Here is a 25,384-nt window from a genome sequence, read left to right as displayed (position 1 = left end):
GATATTGTGGATATCAATTGTGCATATGTGCATAGATTGGGGGATAACTTTTTTCGAGCCGACATCCCCGCTTTTACAAACAAGTAAGGATAACCGGTCCCTGCTCGGTTATGGCAACCGTATGCTCGTATTGCGCCGACCAGGAACGGTCGCTCGTCCGCGCCGTCCAGCCGTCATGGGCAATCCATACTTCCGGCCCCCCAGCCGTCAGAATCGGCTCGACCGTCAGCACCATGCCGGGCTGCAGAACCGCTCCGCTGCCGCCTCTGCTGACATGGTTCACCTCCGGCGGCTCGTGGATGGAGCGTCCGATTCCATGCCCGGCGAAGCTGGACACGACCGAATGCCCCGTCTCCTTCGCCGACTGGACGACCGCGGCGCCGATGTCGCCGAGCCGGCGTCCGACCCGGCACTGGCCGATCCCCTTCAGCATTGCCTGGCGGGCGCCCGCCATCAGCGACTGCACGCCGGAGTCTCCCTTTCCGATCGCATAGGTCCAGGCCGAGTCGGCCTTCCAGCCGTCCACATCGGCAACCATGTCGATCGTCACGATATCTCCCTCCTGAAGCGGCACCGCATCCGGGAATCCGTGGCAGACGACCTCGCCTACCGACGCGCAGGTCGCATAAGGATAGCCTCTGTACCCCTTCTGAGCCGGGTAAGCTCCATGCTCCGCCATCAGCCGTTCTACGAAACGGTCGATCTCAAGCGTCGTGACGCCGGGCGCGATCCGCTTCGCGATCGCATCGTGGCATAACGCAACGACTCGTCCCGCGCGGCGGATCCTGCCGATTTCCTCTTCCGACTTCCATTCCGCCATGGCTGATGCCTCCGCTCCTCGTCCAAGATCAAGATCGCCTTCCAAGCTCCCTCGATCTATGCTATTCGGAAGAGCCGCGCCTCATTCCGCCGCTTCACGGCACGCAAAAATGACCCGGAACTCCGCAGGGGGAGTATCCGGGCCGGGTATATGATAGGCTCGCTTGTTCTAGCTCACGGAGGAATTCATTCTGCCCATTTCATGCTCAACCAGTGACGTCAGCTCATCCTCATATCCGCCGGTGATGCGGTATTTGCGGATGTAATCCTTAACGAACTTCCGCGGATCCTTGGGCTGAAAAATTCTCGTGAGTTCCTTGAGGCTTTCCTTGACTTCATTCTGGCTGTGCTTGGCCATGAAATCTCCTCCTCTAACGCTGGATGTTCATCCGAAACCTCGGATTCGAGAACGTGCAGGTATCCCTATGGTGCAGACACTCCATGGCAGTTGAGCGAATGTTTGTATTTTTCACACTATTATATCACTTCATGCATCAGGTTGGAAGCAAATTCCCAATCATTCCTGCGGAGGGAGTTCTTGATCGTTCGGTTCCTCCTGGGATTTCCAGCTGTCCCGCAAGGACGCCTCGGCCTTGCGCGGGGCCTGGTCCGGATTTTGGCGGCGGTACAAGCGCAGGTAGGCCGCGACGCCGACGACAGCCGCCGCAACGCCGAAGGCCAGCGTCAGAGCCGTCACCCATCCTTCAATCACCATGCCGCCGCCCCCCCGCTTCTCCAGTAAATGTCATTACGGAAAAGTATATCGGAAAGGTAAGGCGCTTACAACAGCGGCACCCCGTGCCGTTCCCTCATCTCCCTCTGCAGCCGGCGATCGCCGGAACCGCATCAATTCCCCATCCTTCAAGGATTATCGACAGGAAAGGACAAGCTTTTCAGCTTTTTTACCCTGCATAACCGCCATTTAAACGCTGCCTGGCGAAAGAAATGAAAATCACCGGCTTTGCATCGCTCTCCTTTCTATCATCCGCCGCCAGAGGGATGGGTTGGCCCATCTTCGAGCGTCTATCCCCATTGTATGAGCGGAGGAACGGAAAAAAACCGGAAGGCGCGCTTCCGGCTTGGATGACGGCTCTGCCGCGGTTAGCTGCTGCGGATGATCGGAAGGCCGACAAAGCCCGTCGTTCCTTTTCCGAGCTCGCTTTCGTAGTACATTTTGCCATGATGGTTCTCGACGATCTTGTACGTCATGACAAGGCCCAGGCCGGTTCCCTTCGCTTTGGTGGAAAAGAACGGCTCGCCCAGCTTGGCCAGCTTCTCCGGGGGGATGCCGGAGCCCTGGTCGATGATCCGGGTCCAGGCCATGTTGTCCTCGCCGACCGAAGCCTTCACCTGGATGACGCCGCCGGAGCCCATCGCTTCGATGCTGTTCTTGATCAGATTGATGAACACCTGCTTGAGCTGGTTGTCCACCCCCTGCACGAGCATATCGCTCTCCGGAATTTCCAGCTCCAGCTGCACATTGTTCATGATCGCCTGCGCCTCGATCAGCATCACGACATCCCGGAGCACGGCTCCCAGCGCGACGGGATGGAAGTCGACCGCCTGCGGCTTGGAGAGGACGAGAAGCTCGCTGACGATCTGCTCGATCCGCTCCAGCTCCATCGCCATGATGGAGATGTAGTTGCGCCGGTTGTCTTCCTGCATCAGCTTCGTGAACCCTTTGAGAGAGGTGAGCGGATTGCGGATCTCATGGGCGATGCCGGCCGCCAGCTGGCCGACGGCTCCGAGCATCTCCGACTTGCGGAGCATCTCCTCCGTCGTCTTGCGGTCGGTGATGTTCTCGGAAATCTTCATGTAATGGATCGTCTCGCCGCGCTTCACGATCGGCAGCAGCCTGGCCTGCTCCCAGTAGACGGCTCCGTCCCTGCCGATGCCGGCCAGCTCGCCCTCCCAGATTTCGCCGCGCTTGAGCTTTTCCCAGATGTCCGCGAAGCTGCAGCCGCTCGCCTGCCAGTCATCGAGAGACTCCAGATGCCTGCCGTAGATGCTCTCCGACGTCTCGCCCGTCAGGTCGTGGAACTGCCTGTTGGCGTAGAGGATGCCGCCTTCAAGATCGGAGATGACGACGAGGATCGGACTTTGCTCGATCGCATACGAGAGGCGCAGCAGCTCCTCGTTGGCTTCCTTCAGCTCGGTGATGTCCACGAGCGTGATGATGACGCCTTTGGTCAGATGCTCCAGCGTCCGGTAAGGCATCATCCGCATCTTGTACCAGCGCCCGCTGCGGCTTTTGATTTCCTTCTCCAGCGAACGGAGCGATTGCAGCACCCTGGAGGCGTCCTCCACGAACTGGTCGTAGTAGAATTGATGCGAAATATGATGGAACGGCCGTCCGATGTCCACATTGAGAAGATGGATCTCCTTGGTCACAGCGGGAGTGAAGCGGCGGATGCAGAACTGCGTATCCAGGAAGATCGTGCCGATCTTGGTGCTGACAAGGAATAGATCCATGTCGTTGTTCAGCTCCGTCAGCTCCTGGATTTTGAACTGATACTCGCTGTTGATCGTCACCAGCTCTTCATTGACCGCCTGCAGCTCCTCGTTCGTGCTCTGCAGCTCTTCATTGGAAGCCTCCAGCTCCTCGATCGCCGACTGGAGCTTGTCCTCGGTGGAGCGGAGCTGCTGCTCCAGCCACACCATCTGCCTGCGGACGCTGTCGTTCAGATCGATGGAAGCGACCGGAACTTCATCCAGCTCGGGAGCGAGCTCCAGAATGATCAGCATGCTGCCGGCGAACGCCGCTCCGCTCTTCGAGAACGGGCGCACGGTCACGTTGATCCGCTGTTCTCCCGACGCCGTCTGCACGACCAGATGGCGGAATACGACCTCGTCCAGCCCGGCGCGGATCTGCTGGACGGCGGTCATGACCGCGACGGCCAGCCCCGGCTCCAGCATCTTCTGCAGGTTCCATGAAGGCCTGCCCTCCATCGGGGACAGGAACGGCTGCACATTGCCGGTCAAATGCTGGATGTCGAGCTTCTCGTCCACCAGCAGGGAAGGAGCCATATGCTCATTCACATATGTACTGTAGAACTGGCTCTGGCGGCGGTTCTCCTGCGCATCCGCCCCGGCATGCTGCTTGCGCCGCTCCCTCAGCTCGCCCGGAGTGGACAGGCTCCTGGCTCCGTCCATGAGCAGCGTCGCGCCGGACGCGCTGTTTTTGCGCTGGCTCTTGTGCCGGAAAATGTTCCATTTGCCGTTGGAGGGCTCGAACAGATGGTCCTGCCTGCCGACGGTCTCGCTCGGCCCCAGGAACAGGAAGCCCCCGGGAGTCAAGGCGAAGTTGAACAGCGACAGCACCTTCTGCTGCATCTCGGGCTGCAGGTAGATGAGCATGTTGCGGCAGCTGATGAGATCGAGATTGCTGAATGGCGGATCCTTCGTCAGGTTATGGGGGGCGAACACGATCAGCCGCCTCAGCTCGCGCGTGACCTGATACGTGTCGCCATGGCGGACGAAGTATTTGTCGAGCCGCGCCTTGGACACCGAGGTCCCGATCGACAGCGGATAGACGCCGTGATTGGCGTAATCGATGGACTGCTTGTCCACATCAGTGGCGAAGATGCGGATGCTGAAGCGGTTCTGGAGACCTTCCTGCTCCAGCACTTCGAGAGCAAGCATCCCGATCGAATAAGCCTCCTCGCCCGTCGAGCAGCCGGCCGTCCAGATCCGCAGCTCGGTGTTCTTGTTCTGCAGCTTGGCGCGGACCAGCTTGGGCAGCACCTTTTCCCGGATAATGTCGAACGCTTCGGGATCGCGGAAAAAGTGGGTGACGTGGATGAGCAGATCCTGCCTCAGCGCCAGCACCTCCTCCTCCCTCGACTCCAGCAGAAGCTCATAATCGGCCAGGGTTGCCGCCCCCGCCTCGGCCATCCTCTTCTCGATTCTCCGCAGCAGGCTGTTCTTCTTGTAAAAGCTGAAATCGATGTTCGTGCGCTCCCGGACCCTCTCCAAAATCTTGGCGAGCAGCGCCTCCGAGTCGTTCAAGGCGGCGGCCTGCACCGCATAGCTGGGGCTTGGAATCAAGGAAGCGGGAAATTTGAGCTTGGACGCGATCTTCTCCGGAGCGAGCACGAAATCGACATGCCCGCTGTCAATGGCGCTGCGAGGCATGCCGTCGAACTTCGCCGACTCCTCGTTCTGGGCGAACACGATTCCGCCGCTGCGTTTGACGGCTGCGATGCCCCTCGTTCCGTCCGTGCCCGTACCGGACAGCACGACGGCAATCGCCTGCTGGCCCTGATCGGCCGCCAGCGAATGGAAGAAATAGTCGATTGGGTAATGGACCTCGTCGGGATGCGGATCCGAAAGCCACAAGTGGTTCTTTTTCAAGGAGAGCGATTTGCGCGGAGGAACGAGATAGATCGTGTTCGGCTCCACTTCCATGCCGTCGCGGACAAGATGGATCTGCATCCTCGTATATAAAGAGAGAATCTCGTTCATGAGGCTTTTGTGGTCGGGCGACAAATGCTGAATGACGACAAAGGCAAGACCGGTCTCCGGACTTGCCTGCTGAAAGAAATGCTTCAAGCCTTCCAGTCCTCCCGCCGAGGCGCCGATGCCGACGATTCGGACCGGCTCGGCCTTGGTGAGCGGAAGCTCGGAATGCTGGCTGTCGGAAGGTATTTTGTTCATGTTCGTCCCTCCTTGGTTGAGCGCTTGGACGGAAATGGGGCTGCGAAGGATAAAGCCGATTCTGGCAGGCGTCCTGCCCGGAGATAAATTAGCTTATAGTGTATTCTCCGCAGGACGTCTGTTTCCTCTTGTCCAGCAAAAACTCCAAATGATTCCGTTTATTCGGCATTAATATCGGATATTCGTCTTTTTTTGCGATGGAAAGGCTCGTCTCGCTTGAGGTAAACTTGAACAAGGATTGGATTGGATCTACAGGAGATGGTTGCTGATGAACCCATTGCAGATTGAAGAGTTTGCGGAGCTGCTGTTGTCCGGCAACCGGTCGGCTGCCGAGGCGACCGTCCTCCACTGGAAAAAAACCGGCGCCAACCAGCTCGCCTTGTTCGAGCAATTGTTCACCCCTGCGCTCGAGCATATCGCCCTGCTGGCCGAAGCCAGGCGGATCGGAATGGCGGAAGAGCGGCTGGGTTATGGCTTGTGCCAGTGGCTGCTATGCAGGCATGAGCCTGCGGAGCCCTTGGAGGGAAGCGGAGCCCGGCTCGTTTCCCGGAAAGCCATGCTGCTTGGGCTTGACGTAGAGCCGCATGACCTCGGCATGCGGATGGACGCCTGCATGTTCAAGGAACGCGGATGGACGACCCGGATGTACGGCCCTGTCCTCCCTCTGGAGCATGCCGTCTTCGGCGCGATGCAATGGACGCCGGATGCCGTCTGCCTGCATGCCGATTCTCCGGAATCTCTTCCGGCCGCCCGCGCTTATGCCGAAAAGCTTCTCATCCTGCCGTGGGCTCCCTCCGTCCTCTTGAGCGGCCGGGCCGCCTCGCTTCCCGACCTCCGTTCCCTGGCGAGAGGAGAGGCGGCAATCGTGCGCAGCCTGCTGGAGCTGGACCTGTGGCTCGCCGAGGCCGAGCGGGAGCTGGAGGTCGAGGCGTTCAACGAGACGACGGGTTGAAGGACTTCCGGCAATCGGAGGACCGGACCAGGACCAGGCTGAAGCATTCCCCTTTTCCGGAATGATCCGCTGTTCAGCGTCCGCGAAGCAAAGAAGGCCGATCTCCCGGAGATCGGCCTTCTTTGTCTATGTTTTTGTTCATGCGTTTGCCCATACCCATGACTATGCCTATGCCGGTTCAAGCCATCCGGATTTCGGCGATGCAATCCGCCGCTTCATACAGCTCGTCGTCCACGGCGTTGCTGACGGGATAAGCCCGCAGCTGAAAAGGCTCGAGCGGCTGCAGATGCCGGCGCAGGAACGAAAACTCGCGGATCGACGGATTGAGCCAGTCCTCCAGCCCTTCCTCGTCCAGCACGATCGGCATCCGCTCCTGCAGCAGGGACAACGGGCCGGAAGCCGATACGGTCACGATCGTCGCCGCGCGCATCAGCGCCCCCTCTGGCGTCCTCCACTCGTCATACAAGCCGGCCATGGCGAACAGCGGCTGCCCCTGGACCATGATCCGCATGGCGCGAGGCTGCTTCGGTCCGTTCTCCTCCGCTCCCCTCTGCCAGCCGTACATCCCGCTGCAAGGAATGATGCAGCGGCCGCTGATCAGCATCTGCTTGAAGCATGGCTTGGATTCCAGCAGCGAGACATCGGCATTGACGGCATCCTTGGCCCAGAACGGAAACAGCCCCCATCTGGCATCGTCCATGATTCTCACGCCGTGGCGGTTGTTGCGGATGACAGGGACGTTTTGCGTCGGAGCGATATTGTAGCGCATCGTCGGAATCCGGACGGCATCGCGGATCGCGAACCGGCGTTCAAGCTCCTCGATGTCAGACGTAAGCGAAAAACGCACGCACATAGTTGTTGGCCACCTTCCCGGTTGTTCGTCTCGCTTCCAGTATCTGCAACCGGAGGGAAGTTATGCGCGTGCCGGGAAGGATGGCGGTAACGATATCCCGCAGACCGCCGTCTCCTGCTCATCGCCGTGGGCGAATCCGGCGGCCGGTCAGCTGCGGCGCTCCCCGAGGCTGAAGCCTCAAGGGAGATCGATTCCTTCAACCTGCGAATCATTGACGGGGTTGACGGTATGCGCCCTTGATCCTTGGCTTCATCAACCGTCAACCGTCAAGAACAGTCAAGGCGTGAACCGTTTGCGGAATCGATGCGGCGGGATGCCCGCATGGGCGGCGAACAGCCGCGAGAAATGAGGCGTCTGCCTGAAGCCGCTCTCCTCGGCGACGCGGGCGATCGGCCAGTCGGTCGTGAGCAGCAGCAGCTTGGCTCTGTCCAGCCGGTAATAGAGCAGATATTGCTGCGGAGTGCAGCCGAATGTCTCCACCATGCAGCGGGCGATATAGACGGCGTGGTAGCCGAGCGCGCTGGCCAGATCGGCGTTCGCGACCGATTCCCGGTAATTTTCCTTCATATAGGCGGCAGCCTGCTCGGCGACCGCGGAGGCGGATGCCCGGTAGACGCCTGCCCGGCCGGCAGCCTCGAGCTGCCGCAGCAAGTCGAGAAAGCTCTGCTGCCGGGCCCAGAAAGCCCCTTGATCCGCGCTTGCCGCCGCCTCGTTCAGCACGGCGAAGGCTGCAGCGGCAGGCTGGCCGGATATGCCTGCGATCAGCTTGGGCAGCCTGACCGTATGCGTGTAATGGTCTCCGACCAGCGTGGACTCGTCCCCTTCGGCCGTTTCCTCCCATTCCCCCTGGAACTGGAAATGAACCCAGTCGAACTCCGTCTCCCCGGTGCATGCTCCAGCCCCAAGCCGGGGGCGGTCGGGACGCAGAAGGAGCACTTGTCCCGGCTCCACCGTCCAGGTGCTGTCTCCTTCTGTCACCGAGAGAGCCCCCCGCCGGACGTGAATCAGCTCGAACATGCCCAGATCGGTCCGGCTCGGATGCTCCTCTCCCGCTTCGTAGGACGCTCTCCTGGCCTCGACCAGGAAGGGCAGCGGCGGGCAGCGGAAGGTCAACAGTCTTGTATCAGGCATTTCTTCATCTCTCCCAAATCTCTAGAAAACCGGCAGCCGCTTCCGGCGGCTGCGGCTGTTGGTCCAAGGCTTCGGCGCATCTGCCCGATCGGCGCGCGCCAAAGCCGTTGCATCGGCAGAAGCCGGGCACCCTCTGGAGGGGCCCGGCTTCCCGGATGTATCTATTGTAGCAAATCGATCGGACTCCATCAGCTTTCGCCCGTTTTTTTGTAGAAGGAAGGGGATTTGCCCGTGTATTTCTTGAACTTGGCGTGAAAATAATCGACGTTGGCGTAGCCGACCTTCTCCGCGGCCTGGCGCACCTTCATGCCGCCCTCCAGCATGGCGATCGCCCGCTCGATGCGCAGACGGTCGAGATAGGCGTTGAAGGAGACGCCGGCATGGCTTTTGAACAGCTTGCCTAAGTACCCGCTGTTGTAGCCGAACAGCTCGGCCAGCGTCTCCAGCCTCAGCGGCTCGCTGTAATGGCGCTCAATGAAGCCGGTCATGCGCCTCAGGACGCTGCCGCTGTCCGACGCGTCCAGCGATTGCTGCACGGCCGACAGGCCCGCGGCCAGCTCCTCGCGCATGGTGCACCACTTGGCGTGGCGGTAGACGCTTGCGGCGAGGGAGCCATGGCGTCCATCCGCAGATGTGCCGCCATGACGCCCCAGCTCAGCCATGACCAGCGTCATCAGCTCGGCCATCGCCGAGGAGAACGCCGGACGCGACGCATTTCCGGCCGCCAGCGAAGCCGCCGCCTCGTCCAGGGAGGCGACGATGCCGGCCATGCCTCCCGTCTCCACGGCGCGGCTGAGCGCCAGGGCAAGCTCGGCCAGGCGAGCATCATCATCTCTCCCGTCCGCTGCGAGAGCCGCCGAGGATGCGGAATGACCGGGAGCTTGCGCCGCCAGCAGCGCAGGCCGCTCGGTATGGATGCGGCCCGGCTCCAGCAGAAAGCGCAAGTCCATCAGCTCCTGCGCCTCCTGCAGCGAGCGCGCGGCTGCGGCCGGGTCCTCCCTGCATGACCCCGCAGCGGCGGTGAAGCCTCCCTCGCCCGCGCTTTCCTCCAGCAGCTTGGCGGCCGCCCGCAGCGCCGCTTCCCCGCCGGGAATCAACAGCCCCAGCGAGGCCCCTGCCTCGAAGACCGGTCCAAGCCCTCGGGCTGCGGCTCCCGCCTCCAGCCTCCGCCTGAATTCCGTCTGCTCCAGGCCGTCCGCCAGCCCGGACTCCGCCAGCAGCACGCGGCCGCCGCGAGCGCCTCCATGGAGCAGCCGCCACAGATCCGCTGCGGCGGCTTCCCGCCCGCCGACTGTTCCTTCTGCTTCTGCACGGGCGCCCGGGAACAGGCCTGCCCTTCCCGCTTCCGCAGCGAGCGCAAGCGCCTCCTCCGCGTCTCCCGCCAGCAGCGCCAGCAGCGCGTCTTCCCGCCGCTTGGCCGGATCGGCCTCAGTCCCGCTCTGCGCATCCAGCGAACGGGCGATCCGGGCCGCATACTGCTCCAGCTCCTCCTCGTCGACCGGCTTGAGCAGGTAGCCCTCGATGCCGTAGCGGATTGCCTGCTGCGCATAAGAAAAGTCGGCATGGCCGCTCAGCACCAGAATCCGGCAGCCGGAATCCAGCCTCCTGATCTCCTCGACCAGCTCGAGGCCGTTCATCTTCGGCATCCGAATATCGACCAGGACCAGGTCCGGGCGCAGCTCCCGGTACAGACGCAGCCCCTCCATGCCGTCCCCCGCCAGCCCGGCGACCCGGAAGCCGAGCCGCTCCCATTCGATCAGCGTCTGCATGCCTTCCCGAATCGCCGGCTCGTCATCGACAATCAACAAGCTGTACATCCGCTATTCCTCCTTCTTGCCGGGAATGAGAAGCTTGATCTGCGTTCCTCCCCCTTCCGCGCTCTCGAGCCTGAGGCCGCTGCCGGAGCCGTAATTCAGCACCAGCCTTTGGTGGACGTTGCGCAGCCCGATCCGATGCCCCTTGTCCTCGCTGGGATCGTCCAGCGCATCCCGATTGTCCCGCAGCCGCTCCGGCGTCATGCCGACGCCGTTGTCGGCGACGGTCAGCTGCAAGCCGCCGTCCTGCCATCTTCTTCCCGTAATCGATATCCGCCCGCCTTCCCCGATGCCCTCCAGGCCGTGCACGACGGCATTTTCGACCAGCGGCTGCAAAATAAGCGGCGGGATGAGCGTGAGCGACATCTCCTCCTCCACATCGATGACGAATTCCAGACGGTCCTCCCCGTACCGGAATTTCTGGATCTCCAAGTAGTAGCGGACGATCTCCAGCTCCTCGCCGAGAGGAATATGGCGCTGCCCGATCTCGATGTTGTTGCGGATCAGCCTCCCGAGCATGCGCACGACCGAAGCGATTTCCTTCTCGCCTTTCATATGAATCCTCATCCGGATCGATTCCAGCGCGTTGAACAGGAAATGCGGGTTGATCTGGCTGGCCATCATCTTGAGCTTGATGTCCCGCTGCCTCACCTCCAGCTCGGTCCGCTGCCGGTGAGAATCCTCCACCTCCGCCATCAGCTCGCGGATGCTCGCCACCATGTTGTTGAACTGCCGGGACAACAGGCCGATCTCGTCATTGCCCTGGATGTCCGAATACACCTGCAGATCGCCCTTGCCGACCCGGCTCAGGTTGCGGTACAGCACGAGCGTGCGCTTGGTCAGCACCGAGGCGACGATATAGATGAGCACCAGCGCGATCGCCATGCTCACGGCCAGCACGCCCATGCCGAGACGGGCGACGCGGTTCGCTTCCCCGACGATGCTCTCCACCGCGAACACCGACACGATGCGCAGGCCGTTGACGCTTGAGGCCGGGTTCAGCTTCTCGATGACGACCCGGTACTCCTCGCCGCCGAAGGTCATGTTGTACGTTCCCTCGCTTTTGCCGGCGAGGCCCGGGAACTCCAGCTGGGACAGGCTCTTGCCGATCCAGGAGCGGTTCTTCGCCGCGGCGACCGTATCCGATGCGTCGACGATCATCGTGTCGTAAGGCTCCTGGCGCAACATCGTGTCGAACAGCTCCGGGTTGACGTCGATGACGAGAACGCCGCTTGTCTTGTAAGTCGGAAAGGGGATCCGGCGCACGAGGCTGAGCGACTTCGCTCCTTTCCTTGTCTCGTTGGACGTGTAGATCCAGTGGATGCCGTCCTTGGCGTTGGCGGCCCGGTACCAGTCCGTCCCGCGGACGGCGTCCGTCAGGTGAAGGAACTCCCAATTCTCCAGCAGCGTATCGTTGTCCGCGTACAGCCGGATATAGTCCACCTCGCGGTACAGCTTCACGGCGCTGCGGAAATCGTTGAACTCCCACAGCGCGTGCGTGGAGTCGAACACGGTCGCGTACCGGGTATTGACCAGGCTGCTCAAGTCCGTGCTGACCATATAATCGTCCGAGAGCTCCATCGGGATGCGCAGGATGTCCGATGTCTGCGTGACGATCTTGTCCACGTTGTTCGTCGTCTGCCGCGTCGCCTGCTCCAGCACGTTGTTCCGGTACTGGGCCGTCAGGAAAATGCCCACGATCAGCACCGGAATCAGCACGACGATCAGGAAGGCGATGAACAGCTGGCTCTTGAGCCGAAGGTTGTTGAAGCGGAATCCGATCCGCCGGATGACTTGTCTCACTTGCGGATGCCTCTCTTTCGATCCATGAAAAAGATAGTCTTAGACCGTATCGTAAGGCAACCGCTTACAAAGGTAAACGGAAAATTCCGCCGCCGCCAGCGGCTCAGCCTGCCCTCTCCGTGCCTGGCGAAGATCCGCTTTCACCTGACAGCGGGCCATGCCTTTCTCTCTCTCCCGGGATAAAAAGACCCGAAGGCAGCCCTCCCCGAATCGGGACGGCTGCCTCGGACGCGGCCGGAATTACTTGGCCGACCACTGCTCCACTCGGTCTTTGACCGCTTGGGTATAAATCTTCTCGATCTTGCCGAGGTTGACGTCGTCCAGCTGCTTCAGCATGGAATCATACACCTTGTCGAAGTCGGCCGGCTTGGCGAGCACCGCTTCCGGAATCTTCTTCCAGATGATGTCCTCCGCCTTCTTGAAGATGACGTTGTAGTCCGAATCGGAAGGAGCCGGAATGTTCCAGGCCGCGCCGTATGGACGCTCCTTGAACTCGGTCTCTTTCGGGAACAGGTCCTTCCATGTCGTGGCGCCGTATGCCTTGAGCGTTTCCTTCTCGGCATTCGTGTAGCCCGCCACGATCTGATCCGGGAAGTTCGTCGTGTAGTAGCTGCCGCTCGGATCCTTCACGCCGTCGCCGTAGTGAGGCCCGAAGACGAAGTACAGCCCGATGCCCGTATTTTTGGTGAAGTTCGTGTTGTCCTCGATTTTCTGCTTCTGGATATCGGCCGGAATGACGCGGATGCCGTTCTCCACGTTGTACTGCTTGCCTTCGATGCCCCAGTTGCGCAGCACTTGGCCTTCGTCGGAAGCCATCCAGTCGAGGAATTGGATCGCGCGGACGGGATCCTTGCAATCCTTCGTGATGGCGATGCCGTAACCCGCCATGAAGCCCGTCGGAGCGAAGCTGTGGTCTTTGACGTCCGCGGAGATCGTGACCGGGAAGTGGCCGTACGTATAGGCTCCCTCATCCTTGCTCTTGATTGCGTTCTCGGCGTCTCCATAGCCCCATTCCTGGTCGATCAGGCCGAGCACGCGTCCGCTGGCGATTTTGGACTTGTACTGGTCGCTCTTCTGCACGAACGCTTCCTTGTCCAGCAGCCCTTCGTTGAACATCTTGTTCAGCCAGCGGAAGTATTCCTTCTCTTCCGGACGGCGGATATGGAAGGAAGCCTCGTAGGTGTCCGGATTGATGTAGTATTCGCCGTCGTCGGGCAGGCCCGTAGCCAGGAAGGCCGGGTTGGTGCCGGTAATCATGATGCGCCAGTCATCCGTGTCCAGCGTGAGCGGAATGGTCGGCTTGCCGTCTGTCGTCGGATGCTTGGCATAGTAGGTTTTGAGGGCGTTCTCGTAGTCCTCGAGCGTCCTGATCTGCGGATAGCCGAGCTCCTTCAGCACTCGCTGCTGCAGCTCGAAGCCGCCGCCGGCGTCGAAGTAGGTCTGGTCGATGGAATCGTTGCTCGGGAGCACGTAGATGGACGTGTCTTCCTTGCTGTACTTGAGGCGCTGCATGTATTTGCCGTATACCTTTTTCAGGTTCGGAGCGTATTTGTCGATCAGATCGGTCAGGTCGATCAGAGCTCCGGCGTCGACCAGCTTGTCGACGTCGCCCTTGGCGAACACCATATCCGGGTACTGGCCGCTCGCCGCCATCAAGGAGATTTTGTCCGTGGCTCCGCCGGATACCGCATACTCGGCCTTGATGGTGACACCCGTCTTCTCGGTGATGACCTTGCCGACTTCATCCTGCATTTTGTTCCAGTTCGGGCTCGCATCGGCTCCGAAGAAGCTGAACGTCACCGGCTTGAGATCCTGCTTGCCGGCATCCGCGTTCGCCGCTTCGCCCTGGGTATTGGATGTCGCCGCGACGTTGGAATTGCCTGCGCCATTGTTGTTGCTGCCCGAGCAGCCTGCCGTCACGGCGAGCACGCCGGCGAGCACCAGCACGGCCGTCGCTCTCGTTTGTCTCATCTTTAACATCTTCAAGCTCATAACCTCCCTAGTGGTCTGAAAAAGCCGTCTGAAAACGATGGAAAGTAAACGCATTCATCTTGCTCTATGAAGAACGGGCTCCCCGAAAGACGATAAGCGCTGTGCGGCCGGCCATTCTTCGGTGTCTCCGGAACGGCCGGCCCGCCTTTCGCGGAAGGCCCGGCGAAGCCTTAGGCCTTGACGGCTCCAAGCGTCATGCCGCCGACAAAATACCGCTGCAGGAACGGGTACACCGCCAGGATCGGCACCGTCACCACGATCGTGATCGCCATCTTGATCGATTCCGGCGATACCTGGTTCATCAGCTTCGTCATGTCCTCGTTGCTGGTCCGCATGTTGGCGCCGCCCTGCTGCGTGCTCTGAAGCACCTTCATCAGCTCGTACTGCAGCGTCGTCCAAGTCTCGCTGGAGCCGTTGTACAGATAGGTGTCGAGAAAGGCGTTCCACTGCCCGACCGCCAGGAAGAGCGCGATCGTCGCGAGCGCCGGCTTGGCGAGCGGCAGAATGATGCGCCAGTAGATCGTGAAGTCGTTCGCCCCGTCCAGCTTGGCCGATTCCTGCAGCGCGAACGGCAGGCCGTCGATGAACGAGCGGATGACGAAGACGTTGAACGCCCCTACCATTCCGGGCAGGACGTACACCCAGAACGTGCCGATCAGATGAAGGTCGCGCATCAGGATGTAGACCGGAATCAGGCCGCCGGAGAAGTACATCGTCAGCGCCAGGAACACCGAGACGAAGCGGCGCGCCTGGAAGTCGGCGCGGCTGAGCGTGAAGGCCAGCATCGAGGCGCTCAGCAGGCCCAGCACGGTGCCGACGACCGTTCTCAAGATGGAAACCTTGAATCCTTGCAGGAGCCCCTCGTAGGCAAAGATCACCTTGTAGTTCTCCAGCGTGAACTGCCGGGGCCAGAGGCCGATGCCGCCTCGGACCGTATCCTGCGAGTTGTTCAGCGAGATCGCCAGCACGTTCAGGAAGGGATAGAGCGTGACGACGACGAGCAGCAGCATGATGAGAATATTGACGACGTCGAATGCCCGTTCGCCGCGGGTGGCGTTGAAAGCCTTGTTCATCGTTGGTCCCCCCTTTACATGATGCTTTCCTTCGTGACCTTCTTCAGCACGCCGTTCGCCAGGAACAGGAGGAAGATGCTCACGACGGAGTTGAAGATGCCGATCGCGGTGCCGAAGGAGAACCTTGCCAGGCTGAGCCCGTAATTGAGGGCGTACAGGTCCAGCACCTCCGAGTAATCCTTGACCAGATTGTTGCCGAGCAGGAACTGCTTCTCGAACCCGATGCTGATGAGATGCCCGATGCTCATGATCAGCAGCACCGAGATCGTCGTGCGGATGCCCGGCAGCGTAATATGCCACATCTGCCGCAGCCGGTTCGCTCCGTCCACTCTCGAAGCTTCATACAGCTCCGGATCGATGCCCGCGATGGCCGCAAGGTAGATGATCGCGCTCCAGCCGAGCTCCTTCCACAGGTCGGAGGCGGTCACGATGCTCCAGAACCAGTTGCCTTTGGCCATGAACTGGATCGGCTCGTCCGTGATATGAAGCCACATGAGCAGGTTGTTGACGGCTCCGCTGTCGGTCGACAGCATTTTGGTCACGATGCCGGCTACGACGACCCAGGAGACGAAGTGGGGCAGATACGAGATCGTCTGCACCGTCCGCTTGAACAGCCGGCCCTTCACCTCGTTCAGCAGCACCGCGAACAGAATCGGGACGACGAAGCCTACGATCAGGCCCATGAGGCTCATCGCCAAGGTGTTGCGCAGCACGAGATAGAACCGCTCGTCGGTGAACAGCTCCTGGAAATGCTTGAAGCCGACCCATTTCTGCTCGCCGAACGTCTTGCCGGCCTTGAAATCCTGGAACGCCATCGTCCAACCCCAGAGGGGCATGTAGCTGAACACGAACACCCAGATCACGAACGGCATCGACATGAAATACAAGTACTTCTGGGACTTCATTACTTTCCAGAACCGGGCCGGGCCCGAGCTTGCGGCTAATGCGGCTCCATCCGGACCGGCGGCCGGATGTTTTTCTGTCAGCGCTTTCACAAGCTCCATCCTTCCTTTCCTTCCGCGGCGTTCCGGCAGCTGCTCCCGGGCATCTCCGCGCTTGCTTGTTTCCCTATGCCATTCATGGTAACGCATTCACCCGGGCCTTCCTACCGGAGGGATCGGAGCGAAAATCAGGTCAAAATTAGAGATTTCTGAAAGCGCATTCCCGCTCTTCCCAGCCTTCTTCCTTTGGCTCGCTCCCGGGACATGTGATAAGCTGTAGGCATTTATGGCGGCTACCGGCTGATGCATGGCCCTCGCAGCATCCGCAAGCATCAACAAGAATCCGCCTGTATCAACAAGCATCCATACGCCCCAACAAGCATTAACAAGCATCAACAACCATCCGCATGCATCAACATGCATCAACAAGCACCCATAAGCATCCGCAAGCATCAACAAGCATCCACGCGCATGGAAAGGAGCCGGTCCGACATGTTCGCAGCCCTGAGCAAAAGCTTCCTCAAGGGGGCTTTGTTTGAAATCGAGGAGGCGTGCGCCTCCCCGGTCCCGCCCGACTGGGCGGATGGAATCAGGCCGGTGTCGCATTTCATCCTCCTGTACGTGCGCAAGGGCGAGGGAGAGCTGCAGGCGGCAGGCGTCACAACCGCCCTGCGCGACGACTCGCTGTTCCTGTACGCCCCCGGCACGGTGTTGAAGCTGCGGCTGCAGGCCGATCCCCCGCCTGAGATGGTATGGATCGCCTTCGACCTGTTCCTCCTGAGCGGCAAAAACGGCGACAGCCGTTCCTTCGTCCGCCAGACCGGCTTCCCTCTGCAAGGTCCGCTGCAGCTCGCTCCCGCCCGCATCCGCCGGCTCATGCTCCTGCTGGCGGCCAAGGGGGCACAGGCGCGCGGACGGGAACGGTACGCGGCGCAGCAGCACATGCACGATCTGCTGGCCATTCTGCTCGAAGGCGCCAAGCCGGCGGCCCGGAACGCCCTCGAAGCCCGCCTGCTCCAGACGGCGGACTATATGCGGGCCAGCTACCGCGAGACGGTCCGCATGGAGGATCTGGCCGGCATGGCCGGCCTCCATCCCGCCTACTACTCGCAGGTGTTCAAGCAGCTGATGGGCAAGACCCCTGTCGCCTATCTGACCCATCTGCGGATGAACAAAGCGAAGGAGCTTATAATGGAAGGCGAAATGTCGGTCAGGGAAATCGCGGCCGACATCGGCTATGCCGACGAGTTCTACTTCAGCCGCCGCTTCAAGGCGACGGCCGGCAGTCCGCCCAAGGCGTTCGCCCGCCGCAAGGCGGAGCGGATCGTCTCGTTGTCCGCTCCGTATACCGACCATCTATATACGCTTGGCGTCGTTCCGTGCGCCGGGCAGCTGCACCGGCACATGCCCCGGGGGATCGCGCCGCTCCGGCTGCCGGATCATGCCGTCGACCCGTGGGAGGCTGAACGGGAGGATTTCCTGCGCCTGGATCCGGATCTCATCCTCTGCAAGGACAACGTGCTTCCGAAGGCGAGGGAGCATCTGGGCGACATCGCCCCGATCGCCTGCATCCCCTGGGCCAGCCGCGACATCTACCGCCACCTGCAGGACATCTCGGCGCTCGTCGGCCGGGAGCCGGCGGCGCAAGCCTGGCACGACGCCCATGACGCGGCGGCGCAAGCGGCCCGCAGGGCAGCCAGGGAGATCATCGGCAGCGGGACGACAGCGCTGTGCGCGGCCCGGCGTCATGAGCTGCGTATATACGGCTCCCGCAATATCGGGCATGCCTTCTACCGCTCGCTGGAGCTGGCCGCGCCGGACCGGGTCCAGGAACAGCTGCGGCTTCATCCGCCGGGTACCGGCCACAACTGGACTTCGATCACACCCGACGAAATCCGCCGCTACGAAGCCGATTTCCTGTTTCTATTCACCGAATCGCCTCAGGACCGGATCGAGCTCGAGGAGCATATCGCCGCCAATCCGTTCTGGGTATCCCATCCCGCCATCCGCTCCGGCCGTTTTGCTTTTTTGGACTGGGGCATGTGGATTCTGTATGCCCCCTCCATGATTGTCCGGCAGCTGGAGGAATTAGCCTCGCTGCTGCCGCGGCTCGGCTCCTGCAAAACCCATTTCTAAAAAAAGTCCATTTTATGCCTGAATTTGTGTCATGTACACCGCTCCCGGAATTGGTATACTGGGCATAGTCCATCGATGATAATGATTCTCGATATCAATTGCATCTGAAGGAGGCTTTGCTCCCCGCTCCCATGAAATTCCGACGCAAGCTGACCGTGGTCCTATGGTTCGCGGCTGCCGCAGCCGGACTGCTCGTTACGGCGATCGCGGCCGTGTCCTACGGCGCCAAGTCGATCACGGCCGGGGTCGCGATCGATGCCGTCTTCCGGTACGATCCGTCCTCGACCTCCCATCAGATCATTCACGGCCTGCGGCTGCCCCGCGTTCTCGGCGCCATGCTCGTCGGCAGCGCGCTGGCTGCCGCCGGCGCGCTCATGCAGGGCGTCACCCGCAATCCGCTCGCCGACACCGGCATCCTGGGCATCAATGCGGGAGCCTCGCTGGCCGTCGTACTCAGCTTCGCCTGGCGGCCCATGCTGAGCTACAGCACGCTGATGGGCCTGTCCTTCGCCGGCGCGGCGGCGGCGACCTTCATCATCGTGATGCTGGCATCGCTGGCGCGCAAAGGCATGGCCTCGCTGCAGCTGACCGTGGCCGGGGCGGTCCTGTCCGCCATGATCCACAGCCTGAGCACCGGGATGGCGATCCATTATCAGCTCAGCCAGGATCTGGCCTTCTGGTACGCCGGCGGGGTGGCGGGCATCCGCTGGGAACAGCTGCAGTGGCTCGCCCCTGTCATTCTCGCCGCTCTCGTCTGGAGCTTCACGCTTGGACGGGGAATCACCTTCATGTCCCTTGGCGAGGAAGCGGCCGTCAATCTGGGCTTGCGGACCGGAAGAATCCGCGTGCTGGCCATGGCGGCAGTCGTTCTGCTGGCCGGCTCTTCCGTATCGGCGGCAGGCTCCATCAGCTTTGTCGGCCTTGTCGTTCCGCATATCGCCCGGCGCCTCATCGGCGTCGACTACCGGCTCATTCTGCCCTTCTCCGCCTTGCTGGGCGCGATTCTGCTGACATGGGCCGACTTCGCCTCCCGCATGGTGCAGCCTCCGCGGGAATTCGCCATCGGGGCGATGGTCGCGATGGTCGGCGTCCCCTTCTTCCTCTATCTGTCCCGCAAGGAAAGGAGGGAGCTGTAAATGGGGCTTCCTGCGGACCGCCGCTCCCGGCGGGCGCTGCTGTCAGGCCTCGGCCTGCTGGCTCTGGCGGCCGTCGCCGTTGCCGTCAGCCTCAACACAGGAACGATATCGCTGAGTCCCGCAGCCGTATGGAGAACGCTCGCCGGCGGCGGGACCGCGGAGGAATCGCTGATCCTGTTCCAGTACCGGCTGCCCCGGATTCTCGTCACGATGCTGGCCGGCATCGGCCTTGGCGTCGCCGGCGCCGTGTTCCAGGGAGCGTCGCGCAACTCGCTCGCCGATCCGGGCCTGCTCGGCATCAATGCCGGAGCCGCGCTCGGACTGATCGTCTTCGTTTCTTTTTTCCGGACGATGGACGGGCCGGTCTCGCTCCTGATCCCGGCATTCGCCTTCATCGGGGGCACCGCCGCAGCCGTCCTCGTCTTCCTGCTGTCCTATGAGCGCGGCCGCGGACTGCTGCCGATCCAGCTCATTCTCACCGGCATCTCCATTGAAGCCGGACTGAGCGCGATGACGCTGTTCCTCTCGCTCCGCCTGGACCCCGACACCTACGCGTTCACGGCGCGCTGGCTCGCGGGAAGCGTCTGGGGAAGGGACTGGATCCACGTCTGGACGCTGCTCCCTTGGATCGCCGTGCTCGTGCCCTGCATCTATATGGCCTCCCGGACGCTCGATTCCTTCTCGTTCGGGGACGATCTGGCCAAGGGGCTCGGCAGCCGGGTAGGCCGCAGCCGGCTGCTGCTGCTCGCTGCGGCGGTAGCCCTCTCCTGCGCCAGCGCCGCGATGGCCGGCGGCATCGGCTTCATCGGCCTTGCCGCCCCCCATATCGCCAGGCAGCTGGCGGGGCCGCGGCACCGGCATTTCCTGCCGCTGACCGCCCTTGTCGGCCTGGTGATTCTGGTCTGCGCGGACACGATCGGCCGTTCGCTGTTCCAGCCCAGCCCCGTGCCGGCAGGAGTCGTCGCCGCCGCTCTCGGCGGCCCCTATTTCCTTTATCTTTTGTTCCGTCCCAAAAAGTGACTTTCGGAGGTTTGACAACGACCATGCTCAAAAAAGCCGTTCCCTTTCTCTCTCTGCTGCTTGCCTTCATCCTGCTGACCGCTTGCGGACAAAATGCTGCAAACGAGCCTGCATCCTCTCCATCTCCATCCGCTTCTCCGGCGGCAGCCGGCCGCATAGCCTCGATGTCCATCCACATCACCAACAATCTACTCGCGCTCGGACTCACTCCGGCCGGCTCCGTCGTCGGCGGAGACGTCAAGGACTTCCTGCCCCATGTGAAGGACCGGCTCGAAGGCGTGCAGAAGCTCGGCGTCGTGACCGAGCCCGATATGGAAGCCGTGCTGGCGCTGAAGCCGGATTCGATCTTCATCGACGAGACCTACTCCGGTCCGGATCTCGCCAAGTTCGAGCAGATCGCTCCCACGGTAAGCATCAATCCCGATAAAGGAACCTGGAAGGATCATTTGAGGGAGCTTGCCGGCCATGTCGGCCGCCAGCAGCAGGCGGAAGACTTCATCCTTGATTACGACAAACAGAAGGACGAAGTCGGCGCGCTGATCAAGAGCAGGCTCGGCGCCGATGCCAAGGTCATGGCTGTACGGATGACCGCCAAGGAGCTGCGCGTAATGGGCATGAAACGTCCTGTCGGCCCGCTGCTCTATGACGATCTCGGCTTGCAGCCCGCTGACGGCGTCGAGAAGATCGACAAAGCCTACGAGGTCATCTCCCAGGAAGTGCTTCCCGACTTCGATGCGGACGCGATTCTGGTCATCGTCAGCAAAGGCAGCGAAGCCAAGAAAAACTATGGGCTGCTCGAGAGCAATCCGCTCTGGAAGAGCCTGAAGGCCGTTCAGAACAAGCATGTCTATGTGCTCGACGGGCAAAAATGGCTCGACTACTCCTCGCTCGGCCATAAAATGGCGCTGGACGACGCCGCAAAGCTGTTCGCGGAATAAACGAAAGGCCCTTTAAGTGTGCTTCTGCGCTTAAAGGGCCTTTTTCCCATTCGGAGACAGGTCAGATGAACTCAGGCTTCCGACTCCTGATCGTGGGGAGCTGAAAAGTTCTTCCGGTCACGATGGAATGGTTAGCGCAAGATGATGACGGCTGACGCTTCTCCAGCGAAGCCGTCCAGGACGACGGCTCCATCATCAAGCCGCGCCCCTTCTCCGGCAACCTCTGCGATCTCGCCGGTTCCTCCGTGCAAAGTGAGGCGCAGCGGCTTGCCGGCACCGCTCGCGCGCAGCTCGAGGCGGCCGCCCGAGCGGCTGACCTGCGCCTTCAGCTGCACCGCTCCGGATGTGTCGCATATGACCGCGTCCGCGCTCGCGCCGTCCTCCAGCGCGTACAGCGCCAGCTCCACTCCGTCGGCGTAGTCGTAGTCCGGACGGCTGTCGACCGCGCCGAGCGCGAGCAGCGTGTTCGGCCGCACGAGCAGCGGCAGGCTGAGGTAGCCGTGGCGCTCCTTGCGCCAGCGTCCGCCCTCGACGGCTTCGCCGGTGAGCAGCGAGGTCCAGCGGCCTTCAGGCACGTAATAGCTGACGTCGCCGGACTCCGAGAATACCGGCGCGACCAGCAGCGAGCCGCCCAGCATGTACTGCCGGTCCAGCGTTTCCGCAGCCGGATCGTACGGGAACTCCAGCAGCATGGCGCGCATGCCGGGCACGCCCAGCTCCTGCGCCTCGACGGCAACGCTGTAGAGATAAGGCATCAGCTTCATTTTCAGCTTGGTGAACGTCCGCGTCACTTCGACGGATTCCTCGTCATAAGCCCAAGGCACCCGGTACGACGTGCTGCCGTGCAGGCGGCTATGCGTGGAGAGCAGGCCGAACTGCAGCCAGCGCTTGAACACATGCGCCGGGGCGGTGTTCTCGAAGCCGCCGATGTCGTGGCTCCAGAAGCCGAAGCCGCTCAGGCCGAGCGACAGCCCGCCCCGCAGGCTCTCCGCCATCGACTCGTAATCCGCGTAGCAGTCTCCGCCCCAGTGGACCGGGAACTGCTGGCCGCCCGCCGTCGCCGAACGGGCGAACACAGCGGCCCCGCCGCGGCCGAGCTTGCGCTCCAGCGCCTCGAATACGACCTTGTTGTAGAGGAAGGTGTAGTAGTTGTGCATGCCCTCGGGATCGGAGCCGTCATGGTAGGCGACATCCGTCGGGATGCGCTCGCCGAAGTCCGTCTTGAAGCTGTCCACGCCCATGTCCATCAGCTCGTCGAGGTACCCGGCGTACCAGGCGCAGGCATCCGGATTCGTGAAGTCGACCAGCCCCATGCCCGGCTGCCACAGATTGGTCTGCCAGACGTCGCCGTTCGGCTTGCGCACCAGGTAGCCGCTGCGCCGCCCTTCCTCGAACAGCCGCGACCGCTGTCCGATGTACGGATTGATCCAGACGCAGATCTTCAGTCCCTTCTCCTTGAGGCGCGCCAGCATGCCGGCCGGATCCGGGAATACCCTCTCGTCCCATTTGAAGTCCGTCCAGTGGAATTCCTTCATCCAGAAGCAGTCGAAATGGAAGACCGACAACGGCAGGTCCCGCTCCGCCATGCCGTCCACGAAGGCGTTCACCGTCGCCTCGTCATACTCCGTCGTGAACGAGGTCGACAGCCACAGCCCGAACGTCCAGGCAGGCGGCAGCGCCGGCTTGCCCGTCAGGTGCGTGTAGCGGCCGAGCACCTCCTTGGGCGTCGGTCCGTCGATGACGAAGTATTCCAGCGATTCGCCGGGAATGCTGAACTGCACCTTCTTCACCTTTTCCGAGGCGACCTCCAGCGAGACCGCGCCCGGATCGTTGATGAACACACCGTAGCCTTTGCTGGTCAGGTAAAAAGGAATGTTCTTGTACGCCTGCTCCGAGCTCGTGCCTCCATCCTTGTTCCAGATGTCGACGGCCTGGCCGTTCTTCACGAAGGCGGTGAAGCGCTCGCCGAGCCCGTATACGAGCTCCCCGACCGACAGGTCCAGCTCCTCGCGCATATAGGCTTCTCCGGCCGGACCCGTCACATGGGCCATCGACTTGAAGCCGCTGCCGGTCAGGCGCTCGCCGCTGCGGAAGAACGATACCGAGCACTGCGCGCCCTTGTCGATCCGCACGCTCAGGCCGCCGCTACTCAGCTCCGCATACGCGTCCGTCTCTGTGATCGAGGCATGCCCGGCAGCGGCTCCTGTTGTCGTGTCGGCTCCTGTTGTCGTGTCGGCTCCTGTTGTCGTGTCGGCTCCGGCTTCATGTCCGGCTCCGGCTATATGTCCGCCATGAAGCTCGAAATGCGGCCCGCGGTCGACGGCACCCTCGAAATGCGTCAGCTTGACCCCGATTACTCCCGGCAGCGGGGAGTGGAAGCGGATCGTCAGCAGCTGGGTATTGATCATGCTGCCCCGTCCCGCCAGCGGCGTCGTGGAGGCGTATGCCGTCAGCACGCCGTCTTCGGCACGGCAATCGTGAACCTGCATGGCGCTTTCTACGGAGTAGCCCTCCCGGATCAGCCAATTTCCGTCCGTGAATTTCACTTCGCATCCATCCTTTATCCCGTGAATTGTAAGCGTTATAATAACAGTATACGGCGGCAATCAGGATGAATCTTGCATATAATCGCGCGTTTTATTGCACAATTCTGATGTCTTGCCCATACCCTTCAAAGGAGCGGGGAACATGGAAGAGCTCGACCGGAGCTTATTCAAGGAAGAGAACGTCCGGAACGGAGCCGGGAGGCTGTTCGGAAGCTATGAATACCGGTACGGTCCCGGCGAGCATGTCGTCGACGCGCACTGGCACAACGAGATGGAATGGTTCTATGTGGCGGAGGGCGAGGTGCGGTTCCAGGTCGGGGTGGACACGCTCGTGCTCCAGGCCGGCGAGGCTGCGTTTGTGGACGCCGGTGAGCTGCATGCCGGGCATGCCAGCGGTTCCCATGGATGCAGCTTCTATGCGCTCGTATTCGATCCCGCGCTGCTGTCCGGAGCCGTCTACGATGCTGTAGAAGAGAAGCTGATCCAGCCGCTGCGGGACCGCTCCGCGACGTTCCCCCGCCGCGCGATGCCCGATGCCGGGCTCGGAAGCAGCCTGCTGAAGGAGCTCGCGGCCATCCGCAGGGCTTGCCGGGAGCAGAAGCCCGGATACGAGGCCGAGGTGAAGGGCCGGCTGCTGATGATGCTGGCCGTCCTGCATGCGGGCGGGGAAGCGGCGGACCGGCGGATCCATCACGAAGCGGCCCGCTCCCCCGAAGGCGACGCGCTCAAGGTCGAGCGGCTCAAGCGGGTCATCGAGCATATCCGGGTCCATTGCGGCCAGCCGATCCGAATCGCGGAGCTTGCCGCCCTCATCCCGCTCAGCGAAGGGCAGTTCATCCGCTTTTTTCGCGGTATGACCGGCCAGACCCCGATCGGGTACATCAAGGCGTACCGGATCAGGCAGGCCGCGCTGCTGCTGCGGGAGACGGACCGCCGGATCGCCGACATCGCGCTGGAGACCGGCTTCGACAACGTCAGCTACTTCATCCGCAGCTTCCAAGCGGTTATGAAAAGCTCGCCATCGGATTTCCGCCGCCGGCGGGAACCGGAGCGGTAAGCCGCGCTGGCGATGCCTTCCGACCCACAGTTGTCACATTTGCTGCCGATTAGAGCGAAACCGCGCCCCCCTCCGAGCGTGTTACCTAGGGACGCCTTATGTCCAAGAAACCGTCTAGGAGGCTCTCTATGCTTACCAATGCCGTCGGCCGCTTCCGTCTCATCAGCCTGCTCGAAGGCTCGTCCTTTCTGATCCTGCTCTTCATCGCCATGCCTCTGAAATATTGGGGAGACTGGCATGCGGGAGTCACGATCGTAGGAGGCGCGCACGGAGCCCTGTTCGTCCTGTATATGTTCGCCCTTCTGCATGCCGTCATCGTCGCCCGCTGGAAGCTGGCGCGCGTGGCCGGCGCCGTCGCAGCCGCCTTCATCCCTTTCGGCACGTTCGTGCTCGACTCGCGCATCCGCAAAAATCCGTAGGCTGCCTGTTCCGACGCAAGGGGCAGGACGCCGCTTGTCAGCCCTCCCGCTGGCAGGCGGCTTTTTTTTCCAATTGCGGCGTGACGGCAAACCAAATA

General features: G+C 61.8%; 19 protein-coding genes. 7 read left to right on the top strand and 12 right to left on the bottom strand.

Annotation, left to right across the window (positions count from 1 at the left end; translation table 11 throughout):
- Positions 1-73: 73 nt before the first annotated feature.
- From map to PHU01S_RS08980, 4 genes are all read right to left on the bottom strand, one after another.
- On the bottom strand, positions 74-820 hold the full coding sequence (gene map, locus PHU01S_RS08995) for a type I methionyl aminopeptidase (RefSeq protein ID WP_048744944.1): 747 nt from the start codon (positions 818-820) through the stop codon (positions 74-76).
- Between the two features lie 168 nt (positions 821-988).
- A complete protein-coding gene (locus PHU01S_RS08990; RefSeq protein WP_021881178.1) occupies positions 989-1,177 on the bottom strand; it encodes a hypothetical protein in 189 nt (62 codons plus the stop codon).
- Between the two features lie 159 nt (positions 1,178-1,336).
- Positions 1,337-1,534: a hypothetical protein gene (locus PHU01S_RS08985; RefSeq protein WP_021881179.1), complete on the bottom strand. Its 198-nt coding sequence runs from the start codon at positions 1,532-1,534 to the stop codon at positions 1,337-1,339.
- Between the two features lie 386 nt (positions 1,535-1,920).
- Entirely contained in the window at positions 1,921-5,475 is a 3,555-nt protein-coding gene (locus tag PHU01S_RS08980; RefSeq protein ID WP_127507235.1) for a chemotaxis protein CheB, read from the bottom strand.
- Positions 5,476-5,743: 268 nt separating this feature from the next.
- Between PHU01S_RS08980 and PHU01S_RS08975 the strand changes: the two genes are divergently transcribed.
- Positions 5,744-6,427, top strand: coding sequence for a hypothetical protein (locus tag PHU01S_RS08975; RefSeq protein ID WP_127507233.1), 684 nt, complete (start codon positions 5,744-5,746; stop codon positions 6,425-6,427).
- Positions 6,428-6,605: 178 nt separating this feature from the next.
- Here the strand turns inward: PHU01S_RS08975 and PHU01S_RS08970 are convergent, their stop codons facing one another.
- The 7 genes from PHU01S_RS08970 to PHU01S_RS08940 all read right to left on the bottom strand — a co-directional run bounded on the left by PHU01S_RS08970 (position 6,606) and on the right by PHU01S_RS08940 (position 16,088).
- Positions 6,606-7,280 carry an SOS response-associated peptidase gene (locus tag PHU01S_RS08970; RefSeq protein WP_021881182.1) on the bottom strand — a complete coding sequence of 225 codons (675 nt, stop codon included), beginning with the start codon at positions 7,278-7,280 and terminating at the stop codon, positions 6,606-6,608.
- Positions 7,281-7,556: 276 nt separating this feature from the next.
- On the bottom strand, positions 7,557-8,411 hold the full coding sequence (locus PHU01S_RS08965; RefSeq protein ID WP_049868304.1) for a helix-turn-helix transcriptional regulator: 855 nt from the start codon (positions 8,409-8,411) through the stop codon (positions 7,557-7,559).
- Positions 8,412-8,599: 188 nt separating this feature from the next.
- Positions 8,600-10,228, bottom strand: coding sequence for a response regulator transcription factor (locus tag PHU01S_RS08960; protein ID WP_127507231.1), 1,629 nt, complete (start codon positions 10,226-10,228; stop codon positions 8,600-8,602).
- A 3-nt stretch (positions 10,229-10,231) separates the two neighbouring features.
- Entirely contained in the window at positions 10,232-12,028 is a 1,797-nt protein-coding gene (locus tag PHU01S_RS08955; protein ID WP_246029179.1) for a sensor histidine kinase, read from the bottom strand.
- Positions 12,029-12,268: 240 nt separating this feature from the next.
- Positions 12,269-14,008: an ABC transporter substrate-binding protein gene (locus PHU01S_RS08950; RefSeq protein WP_246029181.1), complete on the bottom strand. Its 1,740-nt coding sequence runs from the start codon at positions 14,006-14,008 to the stop codon at positions 12,269-12,271.
- A 182-nt stretch (positions 14,009-14,190) separates the two neighbouring features.
- Positions 14,191-15,093: a carbohydrate ABC transporter permease gene (locus tag PHU01S_RS08945; RefSeq protein WP_048748486.1), complete on the bottom strand. Its 903-nt coding sequence runs from the start codon at positions 15,091-15,093 to the stop codon at positions 14,191-14,193.
- Positions 15,094-15,107: 14 nt separating this feature from the next.
- Positions 15,108-16,088 carry an ABC transporter permease gene (locus tag PHU01S_RS08940; protein WP_048748489.1) on the bottom strand — a complete coding sequence of 327 codons (981 nt, stop codon included), beginning with the start codon at positions 16,086-16,088 and terminating at the stop codon, positions 15,108-15,110.
- A 438-nt stretch (positions 16,089-16,526) separates the two neighbouring features.
- Between PHU01S_RS08940 and PHU01S_RS08935 the strand changes: the two genes are divergently transcribed.
- The 4 genes from PHU01S_RS08935 (at position 16,527) to PHU01S_RS08920 (ending at position 21,264) form a co-directional block, all read left to right on the top strand.
- Positions 16,527-18,170: a helix-turn-helix domain-containing protein gene (locus tag PHU01S_RS08935; protein WP_164763029.1), complete on the top strand. Its 1,644-nt coding sequence runs from the start codon at positions 16,527-16,529 to the stop codon at positions 18,168-18,170.
- Positions 18,171-18,301: 131 nt separating this feature from the next.
- On the top strand, positions 18,302-19,306 hold the full coding sequence (locus PHU01S_RS08930; RefSeq protein WP_127507227.1) for a FecCD family ABC transporter permease: 1,005 nt from the start codon (positions 18,302-18,304) through the stop codon (positions 19,304-19,306).
- The gene (locus tag PHU01S_RS08925; protein WP_127507224.1) at positions 19,307-20,326 is read left to right on the top strand and encodes a FecCD family ABC transporter permease; all 1,020 of its coding nucleotides are present in this window, start codon (positions 19,307-19,309) and stop codon (positions 20,324-20,326) included.
- 23 nt (positions 20,327-20,349) lie between these two features.
- Positions 20,350-21,264, top strand: a complete 915-nt coding sequence (locus PHU01S_RS08920) for an ABC transporter substrate-binding protein (protein ID WP_048748482.1) — start codon at positions 20,350-20,352, stop codon at positions 21,262-21,264.
- Between the two features lie 131 nt (positions 21,265-21,395).
- On the opposite strand, the gene yicI is transcribed toward PHU01S_RS08920, so the two are convergent.
- Positions 21,396-23,810: an alpha-xylosidase gene (yicI, locus tag PHU01S_RS08915; protein WP_127507222.1), complete on the bottom strand. Its 2,415-nt coding sequence runs from the start codon at positions 23,808-23,810 to the stop codon at positions 21,396-21,398.
- 142 nt (positions 23,811-23,952) lie between these two features.
- Here yicI and PHU01S_RS08910 point away from each other — a divergent pair, with 142 nt between their 5' ends.
- Positions 23,953-24,867 (top strand): AraC family transcriptional regulator, encoded by a 915-nt coding sequence (locus PHU01S_RS08910; RefSeq protein WP_127507220.1) that lies wholly within the window; start codon positions 23,953-23,955, stop codon positions 24,865-24,867.
- 128 nt (positions 24,868-24,995) lie between these two features.
- A complete protein-coding gene (locus tag PHU01S_RS08905) occupies positions 24,996-25,286 on the top strand; it encodes a DUF3817 domain-containing protein (protein ID WP_048748481.1) in 291 nt (96 codons plus the stop codon).
- Positions 25,287-25,384: the final 98 nt, after the last annotated feature.

This window comes from Paenibacillus humicus NBRC 102415 (assembly GCF_004000905.1).
Classification (GTDB): Bacteria; Bacillota; Bacilli; order Paenibacillales; family Paenibacillaceae; genus Paenibacillus_O; species Paenibacillus_O humicus.
The sequence above is the reverse complement of the archived record's forward strand: the minus strand, read 5'-3'. Positions and strand labels throughout refer to the sequence as shown.

Bases quoted from the DNA above. Each gene is read 5' to 3' on its own strand.
- map (WP_048744944.1), bottom strand. From the start codon at position 820: ATGGCGGAATGGAAGTCGGAAGAGGAAATCGGCAGGATCCGCCGCGCG.
- PHU01S_RS08990 (WP_021881178.1), bottom strand. From the start codon at position 1,177: ATGGCCAAGCACAGCCAGAATGAAGTCAAGGAAAGCCTCAAGGAACTC.
- PHU01S_RS08985 (WP_021881179.1), bottom strand. From the start codon at position 1,534: ATGGTGATTGAAGGATGGGTGACGGCTCTGACGCTGGCCTTCGGCGTT.
- PHU01S_RS08980 (WP_127507235.1), bottom strand. From the start codon at position 5,475: ATGAACAAAATACCTTCCGACAGCCAGCATTCCGAGCTTCCGCTCACC.
- PHU01S_RS08975 (WP_127507233.1), top strand. From the start codon at position 5,744: ATGAACCCATTGCAGATTGAAGAGTTTGCGGAGCTGCTGTTGTCCGGC.
- PHU01S_RS08970 (WP_021881182.1), bottom strand. From the start codon at position 7,280: ATGTGCGTGCGTTTTTCGCTTACGTCTGACATCGAGGAGCTTGAACGC.
- PHU01S_RS08965 (WP_049868304.1), bottom strand. From the start codon at position 8,411: ATGCCTGATACAAGACTGTTGACCTTCCGCTGCCCGCCGCTGCCCTTC.
- PHU01S_RS08960 (WP_127507231.1), bottom strand. From the start codon at position 10,228: ATGTACAGCTTGTTGATTGTCGATGACGAGCCGGCGATTCGGGAAGGC.
- PHU01S_RS08950 (WP_246029181.1), bottom strand. From the start codon at position 14,008: ATGTTAAAGATGAGACAAACGAGAGCGACGGCCGTGCTGGTGCTCGCC.
- PHU01S_RS08945 (WP_048748486.1), bottom strand. From the start codon at position 15,093: ATGAACAAGGCTTTCAACGCCACCCGCGGCGAACGGGCATTCGACGTC.
- PHU01S_RS08935 (WP_164763029.1), top strand. From the start codon at position 16,527: ATGTTCGCAGCCCTGAGCAAAAGCTTCCTCAAGGGGGCTTTGTTTGAA.
- PHU01S_RS08930 (WP_127507227.1), top strand. From the start codon at position 18,302: ATGAAATTCCGACGCAAGCTGACCGTGGTCCTATGGTTCGCGGCTGCC.
- PHU01S_RS08925 (WP_127507224.1), top strand. From the start codon at position 19,307: ATGGGGCTTCCTGCGGACCGCCGCTCCCGGCGGGCGCTGCTGTCAGGC.
- PHU01S_RS08920 (WP_048748482.1), top strand. From the start codon at position 20,350: ATGCTCAAAAAAGCCGTTCCCTTTCTCTCTCTGCTGCTTGCCTTCATC.
- PHU01S_RS08910 (WP_127507220.1), top strand. From the start codon at position 23,953: ATGGAAGAGCTCGACCGGAGCTTATTCAAGGAAGAGAACGTCCGGAAC.
- PHU01S_RS08905 (WP_048748481.1), top strand. From the start codon at position 24,996: ATGCTTACCAATGCCGTCGGCCGCTTCCGTCTCATCAGCCTGCTCGAA.